The following is a 26,494-nucleotide window of genomic DNA, read 5'->3' as shown; positions in this document are numbered from 1 at the left end:
GGTTGGCGGCCTTCGGACTTTGCTGCTTATGTGCTAGGCGACTGAACCGCCGGCAGTATTGGTGATCTGCGGGTCGAAGCCTTCGGCGCGCAGGTTATTGAGCACCGTCTTGGAATGCTCATGGCCCTTGGTTTCCAGGTCGATGGTGATCGCGACATCGCCCATGGACAGCGAACCACCGATACGGGTGTGGTCCAGACGGGTGACATTCGCATCCGATTCGGCGATGATGTTGGAGATCTGCGCGAGCGAGCCGGGGCGGTCTGGAAGCATCATGCGTATGGTCAAGAAGCGGCCGGCCGCTGACAGGCCACGCTGGATCACCTTGAGCATCAGCAGCGGATCGATGTTGCCGCCAGAAAGGATTACCGCGGTGGTTGCCGGATTGATCCCGTGCGCTTCCAGCTTGTTCTCCAGCAGTGCCGCGACGCCCACCGCACCGGCTGGTTCCACCACGAGCTTGTTGCGCTCCAGGAGCACCACCAGAGCTCGTGCGAGCGTATCTTCCGATACCGTCACCACGTCATCAACCAATTCCTTGATGATCGCGAAAGGCAGCTGCCCTGGCTTGCCTACAGCGATGCCGTCGGCAATGGTGTGCACGTTATCCAGCGGGACCAACGCGTCAGCGGCCAGGGATGGCGGGTAGGCCGCGGCGTTCTCCGCCTGGACACCCACCACCTTGATCTCGCGGCCCAGTTCGCGGGCCTTGGCCTTCAGCGCGATGGCGACGCCGGCCAGCAGTCCACCGCCGCCAACACCCATTAGCACGGTGTCCACCTCAGGAAGCTGTTCGAGCAGTTCCAAGCCGATGGTGCCTTGGCCGGCAATGATGTCCGGGTGGTCGAAAGGATGCACGAAGACTGCCCCGGACTCGTCGGCAAAACGCTGCGCCTCGGCCAGCGCTTCATCCACGGTGTCACCGAAAAGCACGACTTCTGCACCATGATCACGCGTCGCGGTCAGTTTCGGCAAGGCGACGCCCCGGGGCATGTAGATGCGCGCCTTGATTCCGAGGTGGCTGGCGGCCTGGGCAACGCCCTGCGCGTGGTTGCCTGCCGACGCGGCGACCACGCCTCGGGCCTTCTCGTCGTCGCTGAGCTTGGACATGCGTACATAGGCACCGCGGACCTTGAAGGATCCGGCGCGCTGCATGTTCTCGCATTTGAGGAAAACTTCGGCGCCAACATGCTGGGACAAAACACGGGAATGCTCCACCGGGGTGCGGGCAATAACCGGTTTGAGTACTTCAGCGGCGGCTTCGATATCAGCCAGCGTAACCGGCAAAGTAGGTTCGGTGCTCATGGATTATTCCTCATCTGCTGTGGACTCAGGGTGCCGGGTTTCCGGCGAAGCTGTTGGTGCGGCGGCAGGTCCTGCAGCTGCAGCCGGCGGGTCGGCCTTCGCTGGGTCGCTCGCCTTGGGGCTCTGCGCCACTACTTGGTTTCCGTAGTGCTCAATCACGAATTGGTCGGTTTCCCAGGTTCGGCCCGACAGGTATTTCACGACCGCGTTGACCACCGCCAGCAGCGGTACGGCGAATAGCGCACCCGGAATGCCTGCAAGCATGGTGCCGCCGGCTACTGACAAGACCACTGCCAGTGGGTGCAGGCTCACTGCCTTGCCCATAATCAGTGGCTGCAGGATGTTGGACTCCGCCTGCTGGACCAGCAGCACTACGGCCAGCATGATCAATGCGTTGACCCAGCCATTGGCTACCAACGCGAGCAAAACTGCCAGGGCACCGGTAAACAGTGCACCGACGATCGGGATGAAGGAGCCGATGAAGACCAGGACGCCCAGTGGCATGGCAAGTGGCACGCCCAGGAAGAATGCACCGAATCCGATGCCGATGGCGTCGATCAGCGCAACGATCATCTGGACTCGCACATAGGTGACCAGCGAGGCCCAGCCCCGGGTCAAGGCGCCGTCCATCGCCGGGCGGGCGCGGCGCGGCAAGAGGTTCACCAGGAACAAACCGATCTTGCGCCCGTCAAGCAGCAGGAAAATCAAGGCGAAGACGGCCAGCAATGTGCCTGTCAGGATCTGCCCGATCGCGGAAGTCCAGCTGATTGCTTCACTTAGGATGTTGGTGGCATTGCCGCGAAGCTGGACGAGGGTATCGTCCAGCACCTTCTGCAGGTCGTCGTTGGTCAGCTTGAGCGGGCCATTGAACAGCCAGTCCTGGACCTGCTCGATGCCCGAAAGCGCTTGGGTCCACAGGGCGGTAAAACCGGCCGAAAGTTTTTGCCCTGCTACCGATAGCCCTGCGGTGACCAGCGCAAGGAAGCCGATGAGAGTAATGCCGACGGCCAACCCGCGAGGTACAGCAAGCTTGGAGTTCATCGTATTCACAACCGGTGAGAGCAGCCCTGCTAGCAGCGCTGCGATGAAAACCGGGATGACCAGCAAGGAGACTTTTGACAGCGCCCACACCAGCACGCCCAAGGCTGCGACGATGATCAGGAAACGCCAAGCCCACGCTGCTGCCATGCGCATGGCATACGGCATATCCTCGGCGCTTTTGAAATCCGTCAGATCTGGCCCTGGTGTGGCAGGAGTTTCCGCCGGCTGACTCGGAAGTGAAACACGAAAACGGCGTAGACGTTCCAACCGGCTCTTCTTCATGGAACCACGCTATCGCGTTTGCCAGACAGCTTCTTGATCCATGTCTCAATTGTGACAAAAACCAAGGACCAGTGCCCGATATGGGCACTGGTCCTAGAAATCTAATTCAATATGTTTATTTGCTCTTGCCGAGGGTAACCAGATTGCACAGGCTGCCTCTTATTGCTCACGCCAACTTGAAAACACGGCTCATCAGGCGCTTCGCACATGCTATCTCCGGCGGCGCATGACCGCTTCAAGGACCCTCTCCTCAGCGTCTTCACCGGGCTTGATGCCCGCGGGTACCTTGAAGAAGAAAATTGCCCCCAGTGCCCACCAAATGGCGAAGATGGCCCACGGTTCCCAGCTCAGCGAGGCCGGCATGCCGGGCATGTAGAGGCTGAAGAGCGCAGCGGTGAGCAGGACTGAAGTCCAGCCGATGATAGTCCCAGCAATTCCGTTGCCGCCAACGCGCAGCGGACGATCCATCATGGGTTCGCGCTTGCGCAGCACAAGGAAGGTGACCGAGACCAGGAAGTAGGCCACGATGATGCTTGGCGCCCCCGAATCCACGAGCCACCCCAGCATTTCAGCGCCGAAGAATGGGGCCAGCATGGAGATTCCACCGATGAAGACCAGTGCGTTGGCTGGCGTGCGGTATTCGGGATGCAATGTGCCAAACCAGGAAGGAAGCATGCCGCTTCGGGCCAGGGAGTAGACCAATCGCGAAGCTCCCAGCAATAGAGAGTTCCATGAAGTCAAGATGCCGGCAATGCCACCGGCAATCAGCACCTTGGCCATCAGCTCCGAACCGAACATGGCCCCGAAAGCATCCGCCGTTGCAATGTCAGCTCCAGCCAGTTGCGCAGCTGGCATCGCTGACGCTGTGGTCAGGACAACCATGACGTACCAGATGGTGGCCAAGACTACGGAGACGACTACGAGCTTGCCAATTTGCTTGGCCGGAATCTTCACTTCTTCAGCGGACTGCGGAATCACGTCAAAACCGATGAACAGGAATGGCACCGCCACCAGCACGGCAAAGAACCCGCTGGTTCCAGGGGTGAAGAAAGGTTCCATGTTCTTGGCTTCGCCGCCGGCAAAGGCGCCGGCAATCATCAGGGCACCGATTGCCACCAGGAAGAGCACCACGAAGGTCTGCAATACGCCAGCTTGCTTCACGCCGCGAATATTGATCCAGGTGATCACCACCGCTGAAAGCACGCCTACCAACGCCCACGTCAGATTTACTTCAAAACCGGCAACCGTCCACAAGGGGATCTGGCTCATGCCCGGGAAGATGTATTCCACGGTTCGTGGCAAAGCAACCGCCTCGAAAGCCACAATCGTGACATAGCCGCCGGTAATTGCCCACGATCCGATAAACGAAGGCCGGGCGCCCAAGGCGCGCAGGATGAAGTTATGCTCGCCACCGGCTTTGGGCATGGCCGCGGTCAGTTCGGCATAGGTCAGGCCAACGACCGCCATGATGCCACCGCCAACGAGCATGGCCAGGACCGCCCCCATGGTGCCGGCGTTATCCAGCCACCCACCGGTCAGCACTACCCAGCCGAAGCCGATCATTGCACCGAACCCTAGGGCCAGGGCATCCAAGTTGCCCAAGGATTTCACCAGCCCCGGCGTTTTTCCCGCTGATTGCTCGACTGCCATTGCGTTCCTCCTGCCAAATCTGCTGTGAGTTGAGTAACTGAATAGCTACAGGAGAATCTAACCAAGGTTTCGCATGAGCGCCCAATCAGCTGTCATTTTCCATGGCATAGGCGGTTGCAGTCGATCATAAAAATTCATATTTGAACAGGCGATTAACGGGCAAGGACCAGTGCCCGAAATGGGCACTGGTCCTTGCAAGCTATGCTATTGCGGCTAGTCGTCGCCACGCAGGATCGCGAGAATACGCAGGATCTCGGTGTACAGCCAGATCAGGGTCATGGTCAGGCCGAAGGCGCCGCGCCATGCCATGATGGCTGGAGCACCCTGGTCGGACAATTCCTCGATCATGGTGAAGTCGGCAACCAGTGCGTAGGTTGCCAGCAGAACGGCAACTACACCGATAACCAAGCCGAGCACTCCGCCGCGCATGCCGAACATGCCATCGATGACGCCGGTGAGCATCAGAACCATGTTGAGCAGCGAGAAGACGATCAGGCCGACCATGCCGATCATGAACATCTTGTTCAGCTTGGGAGTCATGCGGTACTTGCCCGAGCGGTACAGCGCCAAGGTTACGCCGGCAACACACAGGGTAGCCAGCACAGCCTGGATAGCGATTCCCTCAAGGCCCGGCCGGCTTTCAAGGAAGCCGGAGAGACCACCAAGGAACAGGCCCTGGGCCGCGGCATACAGCAAGATGAGCACAGGCGATGGGCGCTTCTTGAAAGCGTTAACCAGACCGAGGACAAAGCCAACCAAGGCACCTGGCAACATGAGGGCCGGCATGCCCCAGCCAATCGCGGCGCCAACAACAACCAAGGCCAGGCAGAGCACGGTCTTGTTGATCGTGGTTCCGATGGTCATGCGGCCGGTGTCGGCGCTGGTTGCAGCAGGCTGCTGGTACATCTGCTGCAGCTGGTCTGCGCTCATATTTGCGGTGTCACGGAATCCAACAGCACTTCCAGGCTTGGTTCCCCAAGCATCAGAGCGGCTGCTGGAACCAAAAATTGGATTGCCCAATGTCATTCCCCCATAGATTGCGATTGCGCCGGCACGTGGCTAGCTGAAGATCTTTTGCTTAATCCTATTGAGCATTGCTGTGAAATCACTCAGTCGGAAGGATGATATAGGGCATTTTTCCGAAGAAAAACTACTCTGTCAGCGATATTCTTGAAAGTTCTACCATCAAGGTTGCCTTGGCAGCCGATTTTGGTGGAATGCACGATGCCTGGGGTTGAACGATGGATGCGCTCCCACTTTTGGCAAAAGAAAAGACCGCTGCTGACCGGAAAATCCGGAACAGCAACGGCCTTATTCTGTACCCCCAGTGGGACTCGAACCCACAAGCCTTTCGGCAGCTGATTTTAAGTCAGCCGTGTATGCCAATTCCACCATAGGGGCAAGACTCTCAAATTTTACGTGATCGGCAAAGCAAATAGAAAATCCTTCTTTGCTGACGTATGCGAGGGGCCAATTGCTTGGCCCCTCGCATCATCGTCGATCAACTACGGCTCAAGCCTACTTCTTCGGCTTGGCCGACTCTTCGAAAGCAGTGCGTGGTGCTTCGAGGTTGTTCAGCTGCAGGGCATCGCGCTTGAAGACCAGTGCAACCAGCCAGTCGCCAACGACGCGGAACTTGCGCTCGAAGGTCGGCATGGCCATGCCGTGGTAGCCGCGGTGTGCCATCCATGCTGGCCAGCCCTTGAGCTTGATGCCAACAACCTTGGCAACGCCCTTGTTGCGGCCGAAGCCGGCAACTGCGCCCAGGTTGGAGTGCTTGTATTCCTTGATGGTGCCAACACCGTAGCGCGCAGCGTACAGGTTCTTGGCCAACAGCTTGGCCTGGCGCACTGCGTGCTGTGCGTTGGGAACGCAGGTGCCGTCCGGCAGGCCGCCGGTGACGTCCTTGACTGCCGAGATATCGCCGGCTGCCCAGGCGCCTTCCAGAGGTTCGCCGTTGGCATCCTTGATACGAAGGTCCGTGCGGGTCTCGATGCGGCCGCGCTGCTCGATTGGGAAATCGGTGGAGCGAACCATCGGGTTGGCCATGACGCCAGCAGTCCAGATCAAGGTGTCGGAACCGAACTCGCCCGCTGGGGACTTGTCGGCCATGTTGATCAGTTCCAGGTTGCCTTCTTCGGCATTGTTCAGCGAAGTGTTCAGCAAGACCTCGATGCCGCGGCTGCGCAGGTGATCGACAACCCACTCCGCCTGCTCGGCGGTGACTTCTGGCATGATGCGGCCCATGGCCTCGATCAGGACGAAGCGTGCTTCCTTCGCATCGATGCGGTCGTTGAGGCCGATCAAGTGACGGGCCATGTCTTCCAGCTCGGCGATGGTCTCGATGCCGGCGAAGCCGCCGCCGACAACCACGAAGGTCAGGGCGCGCTTGCGTGCAACTGGATCAGTCATGTTCGAAGCGGACTCGATGCGCTCGGCAACCTTGTTGCGCAGGGCGACGGCCTCTTCGATGGTCTTCAAGCCAATGCCGGTTTCAGCCAGGCCAGCGATGGGGAAGGTACGGGTGACCGCACCAGCGGACATCACGACATCGGTGTATTCCAGCTCGAACTGCTCGCCGTTGACCGGAGCAATGACAGCCTTCTTGTTGGCATGGTCGATGCTCAGCACGCGGCCGTTGACCAGCTCGGAGTGCTTCAGGTGCTGACGGTGCGAGACCACAACGTGGCGTGGTTCAATCTGGCCACCGGCAACTTCTGGCAGGAATGGCTGGTAAGTCATGTACGGGTTCGGGTCGACAACGGTGACGATGCCGCCGTGTGCCTTGACCTTCTTCTGCAACTTCATCGCGACGTACAGGCCTACGTAGCCACCGCCGACGATAAGAATGCGCGGACGCTTCTGGGAGGTTTCGATGATCGACATACTGTTGATTCTACGCGGATTTTTCGAGTTAGTGAAAACATTCACTAACTATTTCCGTTCGGTGTGTCACGTCGTCGCCAGGCATGGGCGTTTCCGGCTGCCGAGGTTCGCACCAACCTGTCGAATTAAGCATCGGAAGGCGCGAAAAAGCGGGGTGGATCTTCAGTTTCCACCCCGCTTTGTCCGCTATTTACTTCTCTTCTTCGGGAATCTCGTCGAACAGATCCCGGCCGCCAGCTTGATCCGGGACTTTCAATGAACTCAAGGAAGCCGAACCAAGCCGCGCCGCAGCCTTCTCGCGTCGACGACGCACCAGGGTCTGGGCGATGCCTGCAATGATCACCAGCAGCAAGAGCACTCCCCCGCCGACGATCAGCAACGGCTGAAGCGCCGGTGCCGAGTCATCGGGAAGAACCGGATCTGGCGCCGCGACCTGCTTGAGGTCCGATTTCTCCATCGAGACGCCCGGAGCTGGGGTATCAGCAGTCTTCTGGGTGTCGCGGCGGTGCACGCGAATCCACTCGCTGATCGTGCCCAGCGGGTTCTCGGATACCGAGGGGACGCTCGCCGTCACTGCCGCCTGCGCATCGATGATTCCGTAGCCGTAGAGGTTGTCCACGCCGGCTGTGCCGGTGTCCTTGGCGGTCTTCAGGATGCGGTTGATGACCTCAGGAGCTTTCATGTTCGGGTATTCCGAACGAATCAATGCGGCCACGCCCGCCACCAAAGGAGCCGCGCCTGAGGTACCGGACCAGCGCGCGTAGCCGTCATCTGGCAAGCCGCCGACCAACTGCTCGGCAGGGGCTGCAACGCCGATGGAAATGCCTTCGGTCGAGGAATCCTGCGAAGCCTTGCCGCTGGCATCAACGCCGGCCACGGTCAGCACTCCCGGAATGGTGGCCGGGGCGCCCACCTGGCTCATGCCGCCCGAACGGTTGCCTGCAGCGGCAACAATAACCACGTCATGGTCTTCTGCGTACTTGAAGGCGTCATCCCAGCTTTCCGGCCATGCCGGGCTGGTTGAACCGAGAGACATGTTGATGACCTTGGCCCCGGAATCCACGGCCCATTTCACGGCACGGGGGATCTGGGTTTCCACTGGAATCTTCGCCGGGTTGCCTTCGCCCATCCACAGCGACACAGACAGCAGGTCTGCTGCCGGAGCGACGCCGAGCACGCCGTCCTTGCCGCTCTTCAGCTTTGGCACCTTTTCGTACTCAGGTTCCTGGGGAATGTCCTCGTCTTCGTCTTCGGCGGTCTTCTTGGCCTTTTCCCACGCGGCCTTCAAGCGCTCGTTCTCGGATTTAACCCGCTTGATTTCGCCCTTGTTGTTGCCGCGCCCGCCGAGCAAGGTAGCCACCAAGGTGCCGTGCTCGCTCATGACGCCTATGGGCTTGTTGCCCTTGTCTCCGCCTGAGCCGGACATATCAGCACCGCCAACCACGGCACCCTTCAAGTCTGGATGCGCGGTATCAATGCCGGTATCAATGATCGCGACTTTGACGCCTTCGCCCTTTGTGGTCTTGTGCGCTTCGGCCACGCCCAACGACTTGAGCCAGTATTCGGACTCACGCATGTTGTCAGCGCGGGCAGGTACGCCCACGCTGAGCAGGGTGAAGGCCAACAGCGCTGCGACAAGCAGAGAGCCGAGCTTGAGGAAGCCCATTCTTTTCCTGGCACGCAAAGCTGAGCTCAAGACATCTCCTTGGGTCGGTGACTGGGTGACAGGTTCAGGCGGCGGCAGCTGAAGCCGCGATTCCGTCGAGAATATCGTGTTCGGAAGCAATCAGAACCATTTCGCGGTTCCCGCTGGCCTTTTCAAGGTAATGAAGGATGCGTTGCACAATGGCTGCGCCAGCTTGGATCACATCAACTCGTCCCGGATGCATGAAGCCCAGTGCCGCGCGCTCTTCCCGGCTGTAGGAAAGCATGCTGGCGGTGGCTTGGCGCATCTGGGCGAAGCTCAGCTGCGCCCCATGGATCTTTTCCGACTCGTACTGCTTCAATCCCAGGGCCTGGGCGGTGAGCGTCGTGAAAGTGCCTGCAACCATGATCACCGCGTCGACCTGCGCAACGTCAACCGATCCGGCCAAGGATTCCAAGGTGCTGTCCATGAATTCCAAGGCCTGGTCCGAACGCATTCCCGCTTGGTGGAACCGTTCGGTAACGCGCACACAACCCATGTCCAGGCTCTTGGCTGCCAACGGGCCGGTGGCATCACCGAGAACGAATTCAGTGGATCCACCACCGAGGTCGATCACCAGGCTCTTGCCGCTTTGCCCGTCCCGAACCGAAGCCGCACCGGCAAAGGACAGGGAGGCTTCTTCTTCACCGCTGATCACTTCCGGGGCGACGCCCAGGATCTTGGTGATCCGCTCGGTGAAGACCTCGCGATTCGATGCATCGCGGGCCGCCGAGGTCGCTGCGAAACGGATGGCTTCCACCCCATGCTCATCGCACAGCTTCTTGTACTCGCGAGCAGCTTCAAAGGTGCGCTCCAAGGCCTCGGGAGCGAAAGCGCCGGTAGCGTCAACGCCCTGGCCCAAGCGCACGATGCGCATGGTGCGCAGCACGTCGACCAGCTGGCCATCGGCCCCGATGTCCGCGATCAGCAGACGGATGGAGTTGGTTCCGCAGTCAATACCGGCCACGCGCATTAGGCGTCATCCTGGTCAGCGCCCTGTGCGGATTCACGCACGGCACGCTTCCGGGCGCGTTCTGCGCGCTTGGCCGCTGGGTCCTGCTGTTCCTGGGTCTTCACGTGGCGCGAGCGGTCACGGCTCGGCGCCTCGGATTCGGTATCCCAAGCACCTACGCAGTAGCACTTGTCCTTGGTCCACCACTGGGCAATCCCAGCCAGCGCTTCATCACCCAGCGGGTTCACGCCCTCGCCGGCAGCCAGCGAGTGCCCTACCAGCACGTGCAAGCACTTGACGCGGGTCGGCATGCCGCCAGCGGAGACCCCAGCGATTTCCGGAACGGCCCCGGTTCCCGAGCGCTGGCCAATCGCATCGCGGTTGGCCAGGTACGACTCGTGGGCAGCTACATAAGCCTGCGCCAGCTGCGCGTCCTCACCCAGGCGGTCATTCATCTCGTTCATCAACCCGGCAGCTTCCAACCGCGACACTGCCGCAGTGATCACCGGGTGCGCCAGGTAGTAGGTGGTGGGGAAGGGAATACCCGAGGAAAGGCGCGGTGCCGTGGTGGCTACCAGAGGGTTTCCGCAAACGCAGCGCGCACCGATCTCCACCACATCGCGCACCGGGCGGTTCAGCTGGCGGGACAGGGTGTCGAGGTCACCTTCGCTGGGTACTCGTCCGGCGGCGTCAAGGGCTTCGCGGATTGGCTGTTCAGTCACGGTTATAAGTCTCTTCGTGTTTAAAGTGGTTAGTCAGTGGCAGAACGTCGAACGGAGTCGAGCAGAGCATCAACCCATGGAAGTTCCTGGCGCACCTCGAAGGTGCTTCCGTTGCCGTCGGCGGGCGTCTCTTCATCCTTAGGGCGTTCACCCACCACCATGTAGAGCTTTTCACCAGGCATTACCAAGTTTATCCGCTCGCGTGCTTGCTGCTTGATGTACAGCGGGTCATCCCAGCGCGCGATCTCTGCCTTGAGGTCATCGCGCTGCGTCTCCAGCGCTTCGATCGAGGCATTCAGCTCATTCAGCTCCGCCATCTGCGTGCGGTAGAAATTCACCGTGGGCACGAGCATCACTGCGAAGAAGGCCAGGACCACGATCAAGGCGGCGATACGGCCGGAAAACCGGTGCGCAGCAACGGGTTCGCCCTCGGGGACGTGGTTCTGGCCAGACGGCTTCTGCCCCGGCTTGCGGCGTACGGCAGCAGAGAACTTCACCCGGTCATCGCGTCGGCGTTCGTTCTGCTTTTCCTTGGCACGTTCGCGCAGCGGCACCTTCGGCTTCGGCGCGTAATTTCCTGCAAATTTTTTCGGCTCACGTGACGCATCTGACGCTGGGCGTGCCGTCGATTTCGGCTGTGCTGCAACGCTTCTGGGCTTCTGCGCAGCGGGAGCGGCCTTCGGTGGGCGCGGCGTTGCAGGAGTTTGCCTGGCCTGCGCTTGTGGCCTGACGATGCGCAGAGCGTCGGTAGGCGGTTCAGCTTCGGAACCTGCGCCGTCATGTTTCGTCTGGTCAACCGGGGTTATTACGGCTTCTTCGGCCGGATCCGGAGTATTACGGCGAGGCATTCGCGGTGGTCGCTGAGCCATACTCCCCCAATTCCCGTGGTGCTTTTCTTGCGGTGTTGCCGTGGACTTGGCAAGATAATTCCATTAAATAACGAAAAGCCCGCCGGTATCCACTACCGACGAGCTTATTCGCTATTACTGAAAATTAGCTGTTGAAACGCGGGAACGCGCTACGGCCAGCGTAGACCGCCGAGGCGCCCAGGTCTTCTTCGATACGCAGCAGCTGGTTGTACTTGGCTACGCGCTCGGAGCGAGCTGGTGCACCGGTCTTGATCTGCCCGGCGTTGGTTGCCACGCAGATGTCAGCGATGGTGACATCTTCGGTTTCACCCGAACGGTGCGAGGTGATGGTGGTGTACCCGGCACGCTGCGCCATGGTCACTGCATCGATGGTTTCGGTCAGGGTGCCGATCTGGTTGACCTTCACCAGCAGCGAGTTGGCGGTGCCCTTGGCGATGCCGTCGGCCAGGCGCTGCGGGTTGGTGACGAACAGGTCGTCGCCTACCAGCTGCACCTTGTCGCCAATGGCGTCGGTCAGGGTCTTCCAGCCATCCCAGTCGTCTTCATCCAGTGGATCCTCGATCGAAACCAATGGGAAGTCGGCCACCAGGCCAGCGTAGTAGTCGCTCATTTCCTGGGCGGAGAGCGCCTGGCCCTCGAACTGGTAAGCGCCGTTCTCGTAGAACTCGGAGGAAGCGACATCCAGCGCCAGGGCGATGTCTTCGCCCGGGGTGTAGCCAGCGCGCTTGATCGCTTCGGTGATCAGTTCCAGAGCCGCGCGGTTGCTTGGCAGGTTCGGAGCGAAACCGCCCTCGTCGCCCAGGCCGGTGGAGAGGTTCTTCTCCTTCAGCACGGACTTGAGGTTGTGGTAGACCTCGACGCCCCAGCGCAGGCCCTCGGAGAAGGTCGGCGCGCCGAGCGGGGCGATCATGAATTCCTGGATGTCCACGTCGGAGTCGGCGTGGGAGCCGCCGTTGAGGATGTTCATCAGTGGCACTGGCAGTACGTGCGCGTTAGGGCCGCCCAGGTACTTGAACAGTGGCAGGTTGGCGCTCACTGCAGCGGCGTTGGCCACTGCCAGGGAGACGCCGAGGATGGCGTTTGCACCCAGCTTGGACTTGTTGGCAGTGCCGTCCAGTTCGATCATGGTGGCATCGATGGCGCGCTGGTCGGTGGCGTCAAGGCCCTCCAGCTCGTCGGCGATTTCGTCGATGACGGACTCTACAGCACCCAGTACGCCCTTGCCGAGGTACCGGTCTTTGTCGCCGTCGCGACGCTCAGCTGCTTCGAAAGCGCCGGTGGATGCACCGGAAGGAACAGCAGCACGGCCATGCGAGCCGTCGGATAGCAGGACCTCGACCTCGACGGTCGGATTGCCGCGGGAATCAAGGATTTCGCGCGCGTGAATGGCGTCAATCAATGCCATGAGTATGGACTCCTTGTAGAAAAGGGGTGGTCTTGGGGCAGGTCAACCAGCGGTCGCTGATAAGACCGTCGGCGCCATTGCCTGTCTCTAGCCTAGCGCTTCGAAGGTGATTTGGGCGATGTTGTTGCGCCAGTTTCCGCGCCGTATTGCTGGCCCAGGGCCGCACGCAGCACCGATTCGGCATCCAGACCCAGCTCCTCGGCCCTCGCTGACAGGGCCATTAATTCCTTGGCCAGGGAGAACTCGTCGACGATTCGTTCACGGATCTGCTCGGTGACTAGCCCGGCCGCGGGCTGTACCGATCCTGCTCTGGCATGGCGATCAAGCAATTTCTGCGCGAGCGCCAGGGACGGCAGCCCAGCGGGCAGTCCCGCGTTCTTCCGCTTCTTCGGCTGGCCGGCGCGTTCGGCCTGCTTCGCCGCATCCCACACGCGGATAATCTCATCCACATCCGTGATGACGTCCTGGCGGACCTGGCCCTGCTCGTCGAAAATATGCCGGTTGCGGCGCAATAGCTTCGCATTCAGCGTTTCGGCGACATCTTCCAGGCCGAAATGGTCTTGCTCCTCGGCGATCAGCGAATGCAGCAGGATCTGGAAGAACAAGTCCCCCAGCTCCTCCTTCAACAGATCCGGGTTCCGTTCGGCGATGGCGTCCAGTACCTCATAGCTTTCCTCAATGAGGTAGGTGCGCAGCGACTCGTGAGTCAGCGCGCCAGTCCAGGCGCATCTGCTGCGAAGGGTCCGTACGGTGGCGTTGAGCTGCTCTAGCTGCGTTCTGTTCTCCGGCATAGGAACATGCTATCGAAGCGGGCTTTCAGCCTGCGGCCAAGGAGCTGCCCATTGCTGCCCATTCGGGCTAGCATGGCCGTAGTTCATCCCGACGACGCGAAGGATTGCCAATGACCGTCCAAGACACCGCCCAGCTGGAATTCCTGGATCAGCTTCCAGCCAAACTCTTCATCGGCGGCCGGTGGGTTGAGGGGCGCTCCGAGCGCATCCTGCGCACTGCCAACCCTTTTGATGACTCGCTCCTGGCCGAGATCCGCCAGGCGTCGACCGACGACGTCGACGACGCCTATGGCGCTGCCGCCGCTGCGCAGCCAGGCTGGGCGGCGCTCTCCCCCGGCAAGCGCTCGAAGGTCTTGAACCAGGCCGCCGACTACCTGCAGTCGAACTTCGAGGGCATCCTGGCGCTGTTGACCGCCGAGTCCGGTTCCACGCAGTTGAAGGCGAACATCGAACTGGGCGGCGCCATCGCTGCCATCCGCGAAGCAGCCACCTTCCCCACCCGCGTGCACGGCAAGATCCTGCCCTCCAATGCCGAGGGCAAGGAGAACCGGGTCTACCGCGAACCGGTCGGCGTGGTGGGCGTCATCAGCCCGTGGAATTTCCCGCTGCTGCTGTCGGCCCGGTCCGTAGCGCCGGCCCTGGCCCTGGGCAATGCGGTGGTGCTCAAACCCGCCTCGGATACCCCGCTGGTGGGAGCCTTGGTCCTGGCCAAGGCTTTCGCCGAGGCTGGCCTGCCAGATGGCGTGCTGAACGCAGTGGTTGGGTCCGGTTCGGAAATCGGCGATTACTTCGTGGCGCATCGGACCCCGTCGCTGGTTTCGTTCACCGGTTCGACTCCGGTGGGCAAGAACGTCGGGAAAATCGCGGTCAGCGGCGAGCACATGAAACGCGTGGCGCTGGAGCTTGGCGGCAACGCGCCATTCGTCGTGCTCGAAGACGCTGATCTTGACGAAGCAGCCAAGGCCGCGACCCTGGGCAAGTTCTTGCACCAGGGGCAGATCTGCATGGCCATCAACCGCATCATCGTCCAGGCTCCGGTCTACGAGGCCTTCATCGAGAAGTTCATCGAGCAGGTCGGCAAGCTCGGCTATGGCGATGCCGCCGATCCAGCCAATCTCGTGGGACCGATCATCAATGATGCGCAGTTGGCGTCGGTGAGCGGCAAGATCAAGACCGCACGTGGCCAGGGCGCCCGCGAAGTCCTGGCAGGTTCGATCACAGGCCGTGTGGTCTCTCCCCACGTCTTCGCAGATGTCACCAGCGGCATGGAACTGTTCCGCGAGGAGATCTTCGGCCCGGTCGTGGGCATCGCCAAGGCCGACTCCGAAGAGCATGCGCTGGAACTGGCCAACGACACCGAATTCGGCTTGTCCTCGGCCGTTTTCACGCAAAACCTGGAGAAGGGCGTCGCCTTTGCCCGCGGCATCAAGGCCGGGATGACTCACGTCAATGACATCACCGTCAATGATGAACCGCATGTGATGTTCGGTGGCGAGAAGAATTCGGGTCTGGGCCGTTTCAACGGCGAGTGGGCTATCGAGGAATTCACCACCGATCACTGGGTCGGCGTGCAGTCCACCAAGAAGCAGTACCCGTTCTAGGAACCACCTGCCCTTGGAACCAGCGAAGCCGCCCCTTGCTTGGGCAAGGGACGGCTTCGGTGGTTGCCTGGCGGCTGGGTCCTGGAACTAGTCGGCGACGTTTTCGTATTCGTCTTCTTCGTAGTCCTCGTCATCCAGCAGGTTGTCGTAGTAGTCGTTGATGTACTCAACGAGCAGCTCGCGCATTTCCAGCGGGACGAAAGCAGCTTCGGCGGCGTTCAGCGTCAGATCCAGCAGATCTTCCAAGTCGTAGTCGAAGGCTTCTACCAGCAATTCGAACTCATCGGACAAGGTGGTGCCGGACATCAGGCGGTTATCCGGCGAGATGGTGACATTGAAACCGGTCTGGACCAGCAGGTCGATCGGGTGGTTCCCGATGCCTTCGCCGAATTTGGAGGTAGCACCGGTCTGCAGGTTCGAGGACGGGCAGACTTCCAGCGGGATGCCGCGTTCGCGGACCCAGTTCGCTACCGGGCCCAGCGATACCAGGCCGGTATCGTCGCTGAGTTCTTCGCCGTTCTCGTCGATAGCTCCGAACTCGATCTCGATGTCCTCGGCTACGCGGACTCCGTGGCCCAGGCGCTGGGCGCGGCCGATCAGGATGGCTTCCTTGATGGAATCCAGGCCGGCTGCTTCGCCAGCGTGCACGGTGGTTGGGAAGAGATTCTCGGCCAGCAGGTCGAAAGCTTCCTTCATCACTGAGGGCGGGAAGCCATCTTCAGCACCGGCGATATCGAAACCGACGACGCCACGACCACGGTGGCGCAGGGCCAGCTTGGCGATTTCCACGCCTTGGTCGCTGTGGCGCATGGCGGTAACGATCTGGCCGATCTGCATCGGGTGGCCCTCGGCGTTGAGCTGCTCGCAGGCCTGGTCCAGGCCTTCCTGGATGGCGTCGACGACGTCGTCCAGGCTCAAGCCTTCGCGGCGGTGCTGCTCTGGTGCATAGCGGACTTCGCCGTAGATGACACCGTCTTCAGCGAGGTCCTCTACGAATTCGCGGGCAACGCGGATCAGCGCATCTCGGGTCTGCATGACCGCGACGGTGTGCTCGAAGGTTTCCAGGTAGCGTGGCAGCGAGCCGGAGTCGGCTGATTCACGGAACCATTCGCCCAAAGCTTCTGCTTCGGTCTCTGGCAGCTCGTGTCCAATCTCGGCGGCCAGCTCGATGATCGTCTGAGGGCGCAAACCACCGTCGAGGTGGTCATGGAGCGAAACTTTAGGCAGATCCCGGAAGTCGAATTCGGGATCGTAGTCAGTATGAATCATTTCTTCAGTCACACCACTGAGCCTAGTCGCATTTTCGCGGAACTGACAGCTCCAACGGGTAAAGATCTGCGAGCCACTATGTGACCCTGATCAATACGGGAGGTTAACCCTCGTCAGGGGTTGGCGGGACGGTCTGCCTGGCTGGTTGCACCGGGTGCCCTTCGCGCTTCGCCGCGCGCCGATGCAGGCGATCCAGCACCCAGCTGACGATCCGGTCGATGACGAATCCGAGCACTACGGCGATGACAATGGAAACTGCAATGCCCAGCAGCTTGTTGTCGTGCATCCAGTTGCCGGCCAGCGCACCGATGCTGACGGAGTAGGCAGCCCAGGTCAGTACGCCGATGGTGTCGAAGAGGGTGAAGCGCTTGTGGCTGAATCCGGTGGCGCCCGCGGTCAGGTTCACGGCCACTCGGCCAATCGGGATGTATCGGGCCGTGAAAATCAGCAGAGCGCCCGAGGTTTCAAGTTTCTTCTCGGCATAGTTCAGCACCCGCTGCGCGCGTTGCCCGCGCATCCACTTGAAGCCCCTGGATCCGATCTTGCGTCCGATGGCGTACGTGATCTGGTCGCCGAGCAAGGCACCGCCGGCACCGAGCAAGCCAATCAAGACAAGGTTGGGAACACCGGTGTGGACGCCGACCGCGGCCAGCGAAACCAAAAAGGATTCACTCGGGACGAGGGGGAAAATCGCATCGATCATGCAGAACAGAAACAATAACGGCAGGATCCACCATGCGCTGGCGGCCTGCGTGATTGCCTCATTGACTAATTCCATGCGTGCCTACATCTACTTTCCCAAGGCGCTCCATGCGCTGAATGTCTCTCCATTTTCGCTCGAGAACTCACCTGCGCGCATCCTGCTTACGTTGCGTTGTGGACAATTCCCATCTGCTACCCAGGTAGGAGTTAACTGACTAACGTTTGACTACGCCGTTATTGTTCCCGGGAACTTTCTGGGAACTTCCACTGCGGCAGCTGGCCTGGGAACCACCAGGATGCCAGGCCATTGCTACCGCAACTTCGAAGACGAACGGACCTGCAGAGCCCTCCGGAAAAGAAAAGCCCAGCTGATGCAGGCAGCGAGGCCGGGGAAGAGCACTCGCAGGGCGACCAGGCTCCCGATATTTCTGGAGCGGGGCACTGATTGCCAGCGGATCGGTCGCCGGCAAGCGAAAGAGCCGGGAAACACGGCAACGTGTTTCCCGGCTCCTTGAGCGCCAATCCGGATTCGGCTACTTGGCGGCGATGCGGTCCAGGATCAGGCGGGTGTCCGGACGGTCATCGGCCGAACCGATCATGATGGCGCGCTGGACCAGCTCGATGGCACGCTCCATCTTGGCCGGGGTGTCGGTCAGCAAGGTGGCAATCGGCTCGCCACGGCGAACCAAGGCACCTGGCTTCACGTGCATGCGCACGCCGGCGCCGGCCTGGACGCTGTCTTCCTTGCGGGCACGTCCTGCGCCCAGGGTCCACGCGGCCAGGCCGATGTCCATCGCGTCGAGCTTGATCAGCACGCCCTCGGCGGGCGCCACCACGGTGTGCGATTCCTTGGCTACCGGCAGCTTGGCATCCGGATCGCCGCCCTGGGCCGCGATCATCTTGCGCCAGATGTCCATGGCCTTGCCGTTCTTCAGCGCACCGGGGACATCCGCATCCTTGATGCCTGCCCCGGCAAGCATCTCGGTGGCCAGGGCCACGGTCAGCTCCACGACGTCCTCTGGTCCGCCGCCTGCCAGGACCTCAACGGATTCCTCGACCTCGATGGCGTTGCCGGCGGTCAGGCCCAGCGGGGTTTCCATGTTGGTCAGCAGAGCCACGGTGTTCACCGACGCATCGGTGCCCAGGTTCACCATCGTCTCGGCCAGTTCGCGGGCCATGGCCTCGTCCTTCATGAACGCGCCGGAGCCGACCTTCACATCCAGCACCAGGGTGCCGGTGCCTTCGGCGATCTTCTTGCTCATGATCGATGACGCGATCAGCGGGATGGCTTCCACAGTGGCGGTGACATCGCGCAGGGCATAGAGCTTCTTGTCCGCCGGAGCCAGTCCGGTGCCGGCGGCGCAGATGACCGCGCCGACGTTGGACAGCTGGGAGAACAGCGCTTCGTTGGACAGATCCGCCTTCCAGCCGGGAATGGCTTCGAGCTTGTCCAGGGTGCCGCCGGTGTGGCCCAGCCCGCGGCCCGAGAGCTGCGGGACGGCCACGCCGAAGCTGGCGACCAGCGGAGCCAGCGGCAAGGTGATCTTGTCCCCCACGCCCCCGGTGGAGTGCTTGTCGGTGGTGGCCAGCTTCTTGCCCGACGGGTCGGTGAGGGCAGAGAAGTCCATGCGTTCCCCGGAGTTGATCATCGCAGTAGTCCAGCGCGAGATCTCGTTGCGGTTCATGCCCTGGAAGTAGATGGCCATGTTCAGCGCGGACATCTGCTCTTCGGCGATGGCCCCGCGGGTGTAGGCATCGATGGTCCAGTCGATCATCTCGTTGCTCAGTTCGCCGCCATCGCGCTTGGCGCGGATGACTTCGACGGCACTGAATTGCTCGGTAGCCATATCAGGCACCTTCCATTCTGCTGTTGGCCGGTGTGCTCCGGCGCTAGAAGTTGAGATTCTGCGGCCCGAACGCGTCAGGCAAGAGGTCGTCGATTCCCACGATGCCGCGGGCTGTCTTGATCAGCAGCTGCGCCCCGCGGTGCTCGAAAAGCAGCTGGCGGCACCGGCCGCACGGGGTAATCAGTTCGAGCTCGCCCTCGCGCAGCTGGCCGAAGCACAGGAAGTATTCCATGGTGCCCCCGCCGGTGGCGAAGAGCTGGCCCACCATGGCGCATTCAGCGCACAGGGTGACCCCGTAGGCGGCGTTCTCGATGTTGCACCCGGAAATCAGGCGGCCGTCGCTGGTCAGTGCCGCGGCACCCACCCGGAACTCGGAGTAGGGCGCGTAGGCCTGGGACAGCGCGGCCGCAGCCGCAGCTTCGAGCTGCGGCCACGGCGCGTTGTTGCTATTCATGGGAAATCGCTATTCCTTCACGTAGGGTTCGCCCGCAGCTGCCGGTCCGCGCGAACGCCCCACCAATCCGGCCACCGCGAAGATGGTCACCAGGTAAGGCATCATGGCCATGAACTGGCTCGGTACCGGGGTGCCGATGATCGTCAGGATCACCTGCAAGTTATCGGCGAAGCCGAAGAGCAGGGCGGCCAGGAAAGCGCCGATCGGGTTCCACCGGCCGAAGATGACTGCGGCCAGCGCGATGAAGCCGCGGCCACCGGAGATTTCCTTGGTGAAGGAGTCGATGGCCACCAGGGTGAAGAAGGAACCGCCGATGCCGGCCACGATGCCGCCGAGGGTGACATTCCAGAAGCGGATCGCGTTGACCTTGATGCCCAGGGTATCGGCTGCCTTCGGATGCTCGCCCACGGCGCGCACGCGCAGGCCCCACTTGGTCTTGAACAGGCCGAACCAGACCAGGAAGACGGCCAGGTACATCAGGTAGCCGATCACCGACTGCTTGAACAGGATCGGGCCGATGACCGGGATCGAGGAGAGCAGCGGGATTTCAATGACCGGCAGGTGCGCTGGCGAGTTGAAGCGCTCCGGGTCCTCCTGCATCACGGTGGTGAACAGGAAGCCGGTGATGCCCGAAACCAGCACGTTCAGGACCACGCCGACGATGATCTGGTTGACCACGTACTTGATGGAGAAGACCGCCAGGACCAGCGAGACCATGGCGCCGGCCAGGCCGGCGGCAACCAGGCCCGCGAAGGCGCTCTGGGTCAGCGAGGCGACCAGTGCCGCGGTGAAAGCACCGCCCAGCAGCTGGCCCTCGATGGCGATGTTGACCACGCCGGCACGCTCGCACAGCACGCCCGAAAGCGAACCGAAGACCAGCGGCACGGCCAGCACCACGCCACCGGCCAGCAGGCTGGCCAGCGAAATGCTGTTGATGTTGGCGCCGGAAACCACCCAGATCAGGAAGCCCAGCACGAACAGGACCGCCGCGATGGCGACCATCCAGGTGGCCAGGATCCTGCCCTGCTTGCGCTGCATCCACGCGTAGGCGGCAATGGCCAGCAGCAGCACGCCGAACACGATGTTGGTGATGCGGCCCGGGAAGACCAGTTCGGGCAGCTCGAAGGCGTCGCCGGCGCTGTTCAGCGTGAAGTGGGCGGCTTGGTCGTTGCCCAGCAGGCCGAAGCTGAAGAAGACGATCACTGCGATCACCGAGAGGATGATAGGGGTCTTCTTGCTCGGCAGGACGTTGATTGCCGGCTGCAAGGTGGAAGAGGTCACTTGGCACCTGCCTTAGTAGGTTCGAGCTTGGAGCTGCGCTTCTTCTTGCGGTTCATGCCGAAGATGGCCTTGACCAGCGGCGGGGCGGCGATGAACAGCACGATCAGCGACTGCACCACCGAAACGATGTCGATCGGGGTGCCGGTGGTGATCTGCATGTTCACCGCACCGGCCTGGAACGCGCCGAAGAGCAGGCCGGCGAAGAAGGTGCCCCACGGGGTGGAGCGGCCCAGCAACGCCACGGTGATCGCGTCGAAGCCCAGCGAGCCGGCGATGCCGCCGGTGAGCACCTTTTCGGTGCCTGCCACCTGTGCCACGCCTGCGGCACCGGCCAAGGCGCCAGCCAGCGCCATCGCAATGATGGTGGTGCGGGCCACGTTGATGCCGGCGGTCTGCGCGGCTTCCGGGTTGTGGCCCACGGCGCGGAATTCGAAGCCCACGGTGGAGCGCTTGAACATCCAGGACACGGCCAGCACCAGCAGCACCGCCATCACGAAGCCCAGGTGCAAACGCGAACCGGGGATCGCCGGGAAGATGGCCGAGCTGTCCAGGATCGGCGAGATCGGGTTGGTCTCGCCGGGACGGCGGAACCCCTGGGTGTTCATCAGGAAGTCGATCAGGTACACGGCCACGTAGTTGAACATGATCGTGAGGATCACTTCGTGGGCGCCGGTCTTGGCCTTGAGCAGGCCGACCAGGCCGCCCCAGATCGCGCCGCCGAGCAGGCCGAAGACGATCACCAGCAGCAGGTGCAGGCCGAGGGGCAGGTGCCAGGCGAAGCCGATGTAGGCGGCCAGCACCGAGCCGATGATGATCTGGCCCTGGGCACCGATGTTGAACAGGCCGGCGCGGAATGCCACGGCCACGCCCAAGCCGGCGCAGATCAGCGGGGTGGAGACGGTCAGGGTCTCCAGGAACGGCTTGAACCCCTGCGAGGAGTTATAGATCGAGCCGTTGAACAGCGCCACATAGCTTTCGGTGGCCGCACGCCAGAATTCGCCGAAGAAGGCCGAAGGCTGGGCGAAGAGGTAGCCGGCCGTTTCGCCCACCTTCTCATCGGTGACCGCAATCAGCAGGCCACCGATGACCAGTGCGACGATGACGCCGAGGACCGAGACCAGGCCTGGTCCCTGGGTGATTTGGCGCAAGAGGTCATTGCCCGGCTTGCCGGAGCCGGGAACCACAGGTGCTTTCTCGCTCACTGCGCTTCTCCTTCCTGGTTGTCATGCTCGCTAGCTGGCTGGGCTTCAACCGGCTCGTTCTCCGCCTTCGCGAATTCGGCCTGGGCCAGGGCTTCTTCCTGCGAAACGCCGGCCATCATCAAGCCCAGCACCTCGCGGGAGGTGTCGCCCGGCACGATGCCGTTGATTCTGCCCTTGTAGAGCACGGCGATGCGGTCGGCCAATTCCATGACCTCGTCCAGCTCGGTGGAAACGATCATCACCGGGGTGCCCTTGTCTCGCTCGGCCACGATGCGGCGGTGCAGGAACTCGATGGATCCCACATCCACGCCGCGGGTCGGCTGCGAAGCGATGAACAGCTTCAAATCGCGGCTCAGCTCGCGGGCCATCACGACCTTCTGCTGGTTGCCGCCCGAGAGGCTGGAGGCAGGGTTCAGCGGATTATCGGTACGCACGTCGAAGCCCTGGATCTGCTGCGCGGCGTTCTTCTTGATCGCCTCCAGGTTCATCGAGATGCCCTTGCCGAAGGGCGGGCGGTCGTAGAGGTCCAGCACCAGGTTCTCCTCGATGGAGAACTGGGTGACCAGGCCGTGCACCGACCGGTCTTCGGGAACGAAGCCGAGGCCCGAGCGCAGGATCTGCTTGACCGACTTTCCAACCAGCTCTTGGCCGGCGAGCTTGACCGAGCCGCCCGTCACCGGCTGGGTGCCCAGGATCGCTTCGGTCAGTTCGGTCTGGCCGTTGCCCTGCACGCCGGCGATCGCCAGGATCTCGCCTGCATGGATATCCAAGGTGACCGAGTCCAGCGTGGTGGTGCCCGCCGGGTCGACGACCGTCAGGTCCTTGACCTGCAGTACCGCCTGCCCGGGAGTGGCTGCGGCCTTGTTCAGGTTCAGTTCCACGGCGCGGCCGACCATGAGGTTGGCCAGCTCGGTGGTGGAGGATTCCGGGGAGACCGAATCGATGACCTGGCCGCGGCGGATCACGGTGATCACATCGGAGACGGCGCGCACTTCGCGCAGCTTGTGCGAGATGAAGACGATGGAGGTGCCGTTGGCCTTGAGCTGGCGCATGATGTCCAGCAGCTCGTCGGTTTCCTGCGGGGTCAGCACCGCGGTCGGCTCATCGAGGATCAGGATCTTGGCCTCGCGCACCAGGGCCTTGATGATCTCGACACGCTGCTGCACGCCAACGGGCAGGTCTTCGACGACCGCGTCCGGGTCCACGTCGAAGCCGTAGCGGTCGGAGATCTCGCGGATCTTCTTGCGGGTGACCTGCAGGTCAAGCACGCCGCCAGCCTTGGTGGTTTCTGCGCCGAGGGCAATATTCTCTGCCACGGTGAAGACCGGGACCAGCATGAAGTGCTGGTGCACCATGCCGATGCCCGAGGCCATGGCGTCGCCCGGTCCGGAGAACTCGACGGGCTTCCCGTCCAGCAAAATTTGGCCCTCGGTCGGCTGGTACAGCCCGTAGAGCACGTTCATAAGCGTGGACTTTCCAGCACCGTTTTCGCCGAGCAGACAGTGAATCTGGGCGTCATCGACCGTCAGGTCGATATCTTTGTTGGCGTAGAAAGAACCGAAGGCTTTCGAGATTCCTCGTAGTTCGAGTTTCACGATTCCACCATCTTCATTGTTCGTTTGGCGAGGTTCTTGCTTGCAGGTTGTTTTGGCTCTTAGGCAGGCATAAAGCGCGTCACCTGCCCACCGCTGTATTGCGGCGAGCGGTGACGCGCTCCATGGCTGGTTTGCCTAGACCTACTTGGGGCTGGAGGCCGATTCGATCTCCAGCTCACCGGAGATGATCTGCTGCTTCAGGGCATCGATCTCCTTCTTGGTGTCTTCGCCGATTTCCTCATCGAAGTTGTGGAACGGTGCCAGTGCAACGCCCTCGTTCTCCAAGGTGCCCACGTACGGGGTCGAGTCGAACTTGCCCTCGGCGTCGGTGCGGATGACATCTTCGACTGCGGTGTCCATGGTCTTCACGACCGAGGTCAGCATGACGTCCTTGTAGTCGGGAGCGGTCAGGAAGCCGTCGGAGTCGACCCACACGAGCTTGGCTTCCTTGCCGCCGTCGTTGGCCTCGACCACTGCAGCGCCAGCGCCCTTGCCCACTGGGCCGGCGACAGGCATGACAACGTCAGCGCCGGAAGCGATGAAGTTCTTGGTGATCTGCTTGCCCTTATCCTGCTTCTCGAAGTCGCCGGAGAAGGTGCCGTCCTGCTTCTTCTTGTCCCAGCCCAGCAGCTTGACGTCCTTGCCCTTGTCTTCGTTGAACTTGGCCACGCCGTCAGCGAAGCCGTCCATGAAGATGGTGACGGTAGGGATCTTGATGCCGCCGAAGGTGGCAACGGTGCCGGTCTTCGAAGCGGCAGCTGCTGCGTAGCCTGCCAGGTAGGCAGCCTGGGCCGTGTCGTAGATGATCGGCTTGACGTTTTCGATCGGCTTCTCGTACTGGAAGTCGACGATGGCGAAGTTCTTATCCGGGTTGGCCGCGGCAGCCTCAGCGGTTGCGTCGCCCAGCAGGAAGCCGATGGTGACGGTCAGGTCGCAGCCTGCGTTGACCATGCCGTTGAGGTTGGTCGCGAAGTCGGCGTTCGACTTGGATTCTGCATCCTTGGTCTGGATGCCCAGGTCCTTCTCGGCGTTCTTCAAGCCGCGGAAGGAAGATTCGTTGAAGGACTGGTCGTCGAATCCACCGGAGTCGGACACAATGCAGCCAACGTAGTCCGGGAACTGGCCAGCCGAGCTGGTCTCTTCCGGTGCAGCGCCGCAGGCGCTCAAAGCTAATGCCGAGATGCCGAGCATGGCTGCAGCCATACCGGTCTTGCGCGATACGAAGCGCATCTGTTCCTCCAAAGAATCTTGCGAGATAATGCGGGAGGCAAGACACCTGACCCTCGTGCAAGGCTTCATTGCCTAGGCCTTACTCGAGCACACCAAAAGTCATAGCATTCCCATCGTTTCCATAGCCTATCGGAGATATGTCACAGGTAAAGACGATAAAGATTACAAACAGATAACTTACGGGCCGCAAAACGGCAAGCGCTTAACGCCAACGCCCAAGTCACTGACCGAATTGTTAAAGCGTCAAAGAAATGTTAAAAACTTTCGGGTTTGATGTGGCCAACGCCCTATTTGGCGTTTGCCTCGCGCACGGCCTGCATGGCGGCGGCCGCCATGATGCGAACCCCCACGCCAATGCACGATTCGTCCGGGATATAGTCCCCGCGGTGCAGGTCATAGGTTTTGCCGCCCGGGGTGCGGGTTCCCAGCCGCAGCATCGCACCGGAAACCTTCTGCGTCATCCACGCGAAGTCTTCCCCGCCCATGGACTGCGGAGTCAGCTCGATGGCCTCGGCTCCGAACTCGCGGCGCGCGGCGTCCTCGATCAATGCGGTCTCCGCCGGAGCGTTGACCACAGGAGGCACTCCACGGGTGTGCTGCAGCTTGATTTCCACTCCGTAGGGAGCGGCGATCTGGCGCACGGCCTGGTCCAGCAGCTCACCGGCCTCGTACCAGGCATCGCCGTCCAGGCAGCGCATGGTGCCGGCCAGGTATCCGGTGGCGGGGATCGCGTTCGGCACGCTGCCGGCATGGATCTGGCCCCAGACCACCGAGACGGCCGAGCGCACGTCGACCTTGCGTCCGAGCACGGCCGGGACCTGGGTGGCGATCTGGCTCATCGCGAAAACGATGTCTTCGGTCAGGTGCGGGCGCGAGGTGTGCCCGCCCCGGCCGTTGACCTCGATGCGGATGGTGTCGCTGGCCGAGGTGATCGCACCGATGCGGGTGCCGATATGCCCGGCGTCGATCCGCGGGTCGCAATGCAGCGCGAGCACCCGCGGCACGCCATCGAGCAAGCCCTGATCGATCACCGACAGCGCCCCGCCGGGAAGCTTCTCCTCGGCGGGCTGGAAGATCACCCGCACGCAGCCATCGAGCTTGCCGGCGGCATGGATCCTGCCCAGGGCCAAGGCCACTCCAATCATCACGGTGGTGTGGATGTCGTGGCCGCAGGCGTGCGCCACGCCCTGGGTCATCGAGGCGAAGTCCAGGTTGGTTTCCTCCACCACCGGCAGCGCGTCGATGTCGGCACGGAAGGCGATGCGGATGGGCCCTTCGCCAATGTCCACGAAGGCGCCGGTGTCGGCCATTTTCTGCGGCGCCAGCCCGGCAGCACGCAGGGTTTCGAGAATCCGCTCGGTGGTTTGGTGCTCAGCAAAGGACAGCTCCGGGTTGCGATGCAGTTCCCTGCGGAAGCCGATCAGCTGGTCGATCAGCGGCTCGGTGAAGTCGCTGACGGAAGCCGGATTGCCATTTTCATTCACGGTGGACACCTTTTGAAGATACTCGGCACGGTGCAGAAAATGACAGTTTTCCGTAATGTTCGGGCGCATTGCGCAACATCAGGCAAGGGAAACGGGGCGCGCCGACCTATTGCCGGCCAGCTCGCCCCGTTCGCAATCCTGCTGTGCTAGAGCACCTCGGTAGCGCCGTCGGCCTTCAAGGCCTCCACGGTCTGCTTGACCTTCTGCGCATGCTCCTTGGTGGTCACCAGCAACGCGTCGGC

At 61.8% G+C, this 26,494-nt stretch carries 21 protein-coding genes and 1 tRNA gene; 1 reads left to right on the top strand and 21 read right to left on the bottom strand.

Features of this window, described 5'->3' with window-relative positions; all coding sequences use genetic code 11:
- Positions 1-33: 33 nt before the first annotated feature.
- From ilvA to ACIOJF_RS10905, 12 genes are all read right to left on the bottom strand, one after another.
- Complete coding sequence (gene ilvA / locus ACIOJF_RS10960) at positions 34-1,305, bottom strand: threonine ammonia-lyase (protein WP_105657446.1); 1,272 nt, start codon at positions 1,303-1,305, stop codon at positions 34-36.
- 3 nt (positions 1,306-1,308) lie between these two features.
- The gene (locus ACIOJF_RS10955) at positions 1,309-2,499 is read right to left on the bottom strand and encodes an AI-2E family transporter (protein WP_286134180.1); all 1,191 of its coding nucleotides are present in this window, start codon (positions 2,497-2,499) and stop codon (positions 1,309-1,311) included.
- A gap of 339 nt (positions 2,500-2,838) precedes the next feature.
- The gene (locus ACIOJF_RS10950) at positions 2,839-4,278 is read right to left on the bottom strand and encodes an APC family permease (RefSeq protein WP_105661706.1); all 1,440 of its coding nucleotides are present in this window, start codon (positions 4,276-4,278) and stop codon (positions 2,839-2,841) included.
- A gap of 213 nt (positions 4,279-4,491) precedes the next feature.
- A complete protein-coding gene (locus tag ACIOJF_RS10945; RefSeq protein ID WP_332489193.1) occupies positions 4,492-5,208 on the bottom strand; it encodes a Bax inhibitor-1/YccA family protein in 717 nt (238 codons plus the stop codon).
- 389 nt (positions 5,209-5,597) lie between these two features.
- Positions 5,598-5,679: transfer RNA gene (locus ACIOJF_RS10940), tRNA-Leu, on the bottom strand.
- Between the two features lie 117 nt (positions 5,680-5,796).
- Positions 5,797-7,164, bottom strand: coding sequence for an NAD(P)/FAD-dependent oxidoreductase (locus ACIOJF_RS10935; protein WP_105657442.1), 1,368 nt, complete (start codon positions 7,162-7,164; stop codon positions 5,797-5,799).
- 190 nt (positions 7,165-7,354) lie between these two features.
- Positions 7,355-8,830, bottom strand: a complete 1,476-nt coding sequence (locus ACIOJF_RS10930; protein WP_402741704.1) for a S8 family serine peptidase — start codon at positions 8,828-8,830, stop codon at positions 7,355-7,357.
- A gap of 64 nt (positions 8,831-8,894) precedes the next feature.
- Entirely contained in the window at positions 8,895-9,821 is a 927-nt protein-coding gene (locus ACIOJF_RS10925; RefSeq protein WP_105657440.1) for a Ppx/GppA phosphatase family protein, read from the bottom strand.
- Positions 9,821-10,522 (bottom strand): DUF501 domain-containing protein, encoded by a 702-nt coding sequence (locus tag ACIOJF_RS10920; RefSeq protein ID WP_402741651.1) that lies wholly within the window; start codon positions 10,520-10,522, stop codon positions 9,821-9,823. The genes ACIOJF_RS10925 and ACIOJF_RS10920 overlap by 1 nt, the downstream gene beginning before the upstream one ends.
- Before the next feature lie 29 nt (positions 10,523-10,551).
- Positions 10,552-11,391, bottom strand: a complete 840-nt coding sequence (locus tag ACIOJF_RS10915; protein WP_286134178.1) for a septum formation initiator family protein — start codon at positions 11,389-11,391, stop codon at positions 10,552-10,554.
- Positions 11,392-11,515: 124 nt separating this feature from the next.
- On the bottom strand, positions 11,516-12,796 hold the full coding sequence (eno, locus tag ACIOJF_RS10910; protein WP_105657437.1) for a phosphopyruvate hydratase: 1,281 nt from the start codon (positions 12,794-12,796) through the stop codon (positions 11,516-11,518).
- Positions 12,797-12,888: 92 nt separating this feature from the next.
- Positions 12,889-13,587, bottom strand: coding sequence for a MazG nucleotide pyrophosphohydrolase domain-containing protein (locus tag ACIOJF_RS10905; protein WP_105657436.1), 699 nt, complete (start codon positions 13,585-13,587; stop codon positions 12,889-12,891).
- A gap of 110 nt (positions 13,588-13,697) precedes the next feature.
- On the opposite strand from ACIOJF_RS10905, the gene ACIOJF_RS10900 reads away from it, so the two are divergent.
- The gene (locus tag ACIOJF_RS10900) at positions 13,698-15,188 is read left to right on the top strand and encodes an aldehyde dehydrogenase family protein (protein ID WP_105657435.1); all 1,491 of its coding nucleotides are present in this window, start codon (positions 13,698-13,700) and stop codon (positions 15,186-15,188) included.
- A gap of 87 nt (positions 15,189-15,275) precedes the next feature.
- Here the strand turns inward: ACIOJF_RS10900 and ACIOJF_RS10895 are convergent, their stop codons facing one another.
- The 9 genes from ACIOJF_RS10895 to ACIOJF_RS10855 form a co-directional block, all read right to left on the bottom strand.
- On the bottom strand, positions 15,276-16,457 hold the full coding sequence (locus ACIOJF_RS10895) for an adenosine deaminase (RefSeq protein WP_402735733.1): 1,182 nt from the start codon (positions 16,455-16,457) through the stop codon (positions 15,276-15,278).
- Positions 16,458-16,560: 103 nt separating this feature from the next.
- Complete coding sequence (locus ACIOJF_RS10890) at positions 16,561-17,235, bottom strand: DedA family protein (protein WP_105657434.1); 675 nt, start codon at positions 17,233-17,235, stop codon at positions 16,561-16,563.
- 457 nt (positions 17,236-17,692) lie between these two features.
- Complete coding sequence (locus tag ACIOJF_RS10885) at positions 17,693-19,006, bottom strand: thymidine phosphorylase (RefSeq protein WP_105657433.1); 1,314 nt, start codon at positions 19,004-19,006, stop codon at positions 17,693-17,695.
- 43 nt (positions 19,007-19,049) lie between these two features.
- Positions 19,050-19,460 (bottom strand): cytidine deaminase, encoded by a 411-nt coding sequence (locus ACIOJF_RS10880; RefSeq protein ID WP_105657432.1) that lies wholly within the window; start codon positions 19,458-19,460, stop codon positions 19,050-19,052.
- Between the two features lie 9 nt (positions 19,461-19,469).
- The gene (locus tag ACIOJF_RS10875; RefSeq protein ID WP_105657431.1) at positions 19,470-20,741 is read right to left on the bottom strand and encodes an ABC transporter permease; all 1,272 of its coding nucleotides are present in this window, start codon (positions 20,739-20,741) and stop codon (positions 19,470-19,472) included.
- Positions 20,738-21,943, bottom strand: coding sequence for an ABC transporter permease (locus ACIOJF_RS10870; protein WP_402741650.1), 1,206 nt, complete (start codon positions 21,941-21,943; stop codon positions 20,738-20,740). Before ACIOJF_RS10870 ends, ACIOJF_RS10875 begins: the two co-directional genes overlap by 4 nt.
- Positions 21,940-23,538 carry an ABC transporter ATP-binding protein gene (locus tag ACIOJF_RS10865; protein ID WP_105657429.1) on the bottom strand — a complete coding sequence of 533 codons (1,599 nt, stop codon included), beginning with the start codon at positions 23,536-23,538 and terminating at the stop codon, positions 21,940-21,942. The genes ACIOJF_RS10870 and ACIOJF_RS10865 overlap by 4 nt, the downstream gene beginning before the upstream one ends.
- Before the next feature lie 141 nt (positions 23,539-23,679).
- Positions 23,680-24,768 (bottom strand): BMP family protein, encoded by a 1,089-nt coding sequence (locus tag ACIOJF_RS10860; RefSeq protein WP_105657428.1) that lies wholly within the window; start codon positions 24,766-24,768, stop codon positions 23,680-23,682.
- Positions 24,769-25,055: 287 nt separating this feature from the next.
- Positions 25,056-26,252 (bottom strand): amidohydrolase, encoded by a 1,197-nt coding sequence (locus ACIOJF_RS10855; protein WP_402741649.1) that lies wholly within the window; start codon positions 26,250-26,252, stop codon positions 25,056-25,058.
- Positions 26,253-26,494: the final 242 nt, after the last annotated feature.

The sequence above is a fragment of the Glutamicibacter sp. NPDC087831 genome (assembly GCF_044742845.1).
Classification (GTDB): domain Bacteria; phylum Actinomycetota; class Actinomycetes; order Actinomycetales; family Micrococcaceae; genus Glutamicibacter.
The sequence above is the reverse complement of the archived record's forward strand: the minus strand, read 5'-3'. Positions and strand labels throughout refer to the sequence as shown.

Coding starts and splice junctions, on each gene's coding strand:
- ilvA (WP_105657446.1), bottom strand. CDS start 1,305: ATGAGCACCGAACCTACTTTGCCGGTTACGCTGGCTGATATCGAAGCC.
- ACIOJF_RS10955 (WP_286134180.1), bottom strand. CDS start 2,499: ATGCGCATGGCAGCAGCGTGGGCTTGGCGTTTCCTGATCATCGTCGCA.
- ACIOJF_RS10950 (WP_105661706.1), bottom strand. CDS start 4,278: ATGGCAGTCGAGCAATCAGCGGGAAAAACGCCGGGGCTGGTGAAATCC.
- ACIOJF_RS10945 (WP_332489193.1), bottom strand. CDS start 5,208: ATGAGCGCAGACCAGCTGCAGCAGATGTACCAGCAGCCTGCTGCAACC.
- ACIOJF_RS10935 (WP_105657442.1), bottom strand. CDS start 7,164: ATGTCGATCATCGAAACCTCCCAGAAGCGTCCGCGCATTCTTATCGTC.
- ACIOJF_RS10930 (WP_402741704.1), bottom strand. CDS start 8,830: ATGGGCTTCCTCAAGCTCGGCTCTCTGCTTGTCGCAGCGCTGTTGGCC.
- ACIOJF_RS10925 (WP_105657440.1), bottom strand. CDS start 9,821: ATGCGCGTGGCCGGTATTGACTGCGGAACCAACTCCATCCGTCTGCTG.
- ACIOJF_RS10915 (WP_286134178.1), bottom strand. CDS start 11,391: ATGGCTCAGCGACCACCGCGAATGCCTCGCCGTAATACTCCGGATCCG.
- eno (WP_105657437.1), bottom strand. CDS start 12,796: ATGGCATTGATTGACGCCATTCACGCGCGCGAAATCCTTGATTCCCGC.
- ACIOJF_RS10905 (WP_105657436.1), bottom strand. CDS start 13,587: ATGCCGGAGAACAGAACGCAGCTAGAGCAGCTCAACGCCACCGTACGG.
- ACIOJF_RS10900 (WP_105657435.1), top strand. CDS start 13,698: ATGACCGTCCAAGACACCGCCCAGCTGGAATTCCTGGATCAGCTTCCA.
- ACIOJF_RS10895 (WP_402735733.1), bottom strand. CDS start 16,457: ATGATTCATACTGACTACGATCCCGAATTCGACTTCCGGGATCTGCCT.
- ACIOJF_RS10890 (WP_105657434.1), bottom strand. CDS start 17,235: ATGGAATTAGTCAATGAGGCAATCACGCAGGCCGCCAGCGCATGGTGG.
- ACIOJF_RS10885 (WP_105657433.1), bottom strand. CDS start 19,006: ATGGCTACCGAGCAATTCAGTGCCGTCGAAGTCATCCGCGCCAAGCGC.
- ACIOJF_RS10880 (WP_105657432.1), bottom strand. CDS start 19,460: ATGAATAGCAACAACGCGCCGTGGCCGCAGCTCGAAGCTGCGGCTGCG.
- ACIOJF_RS10860 (WP_105657428.1), bottom strand. CDS start 24,768: ATGCGCTTCGTATCGCGCAAGACCGGTATGGCTGCAGCCATGCTCGGC.